The 742-nt window shown below is 57.3% G+C and carries 2 pseudogenes; both read right to left on the bottom strand.

Annotated elements, in window-relative coordinates:
• Nucleotides 1-268: 268 nt before the first annotated feature.
• Nucleotides 269-421: pseudogene (locus tag PYR71_RS30700) on the bottom strand (ISNCY family transposase); the annotation flags it as partial.
• 24 nt (nt 422-445) lie between these two features.
• Nucleotides 446-676 (bottom strand): annotated as a pseudogene (locus PYR71_RS30695) (transposase domain-containing protein); the annotation flags it as partial.
• Between the last annotated feature and the right edge of the window lie 66 nt (nt 677-742).

Genomic DNA, 742 nt, shown 5'->3' with positions numbered 1-742 from the left:
TCAGGCAGGGAGAACGACATTTACCTTTTCCAGCAATAGGGTGGAGATGGATCGAGCAATAGATGCCAGTCGTTCTTACATTCTAACTTTGCGGTTACAATTGCTGTCAAAGCTGATTAGAGGGGCGACATTGTCAGCCAGTTACAAACGCGACGCTGGCTCTGATGATCAGCCCCGATCCGACCGGCTGGGCCGGGTTGAAAGGGCGGAGCGGGGGCGGGTGAGGGGCACCCATCGGCTTTAGCTTTAAGACGATGCGATCGACGCCTCACTCGGCAGCATCGCGCTTTGCCAGCGCAGCTTTACGGCGTTCGATGACGGCCGGATCGTTCGTAAAATCCTTCCGCCGTCCCGGACCGTGAGCCCGTCGCACATAGCCGTTCTTCTCGCTATTGCTCTTTACCACAGGCTTCGATTGCTGTAAGCATCCGGTGAAGGACGCAGGTCAGGCCGCTTGAGCATCCAGCGCCGTCGGCGTCCAGTTCCACGGAAGCAATTGTTCCAGTTTGCTCGTCGGCGTGTCAGCGATGTTGGCGAGGACATCAGCAAGCCAGGCTTGCGGATCGATGTCGTTGAGCTTTGCGCTCATGATCAGCGTCGCCATGAAGGCTGCGCGATCAGCACCACGATCCGATCCGGCGAAGAGCCATGACTTCCTTCCGAGAGCAATGCCCCGTTCATTCTGCCCATGTCGGCGATGAAGTCGAGGTTCACTATCGCTGGCATCCACATTTTGGCCAGA

The sequence above is a fragment of the Rhizobium mulingense genome, assembly GCF_029194105.1.
Classification (GTDB): Bacteria; Pseudomonadota; Alphaproteobacteria; order Rhizobiales; family Rhizobiaceae; genus Rhizobium; species Rhizobium mulingense.
The sequence above is the reverse complement of the archived record's forward strand: the minus strand, read 5'-3'. Positions and strand labels throughout refer to the sequence as shown.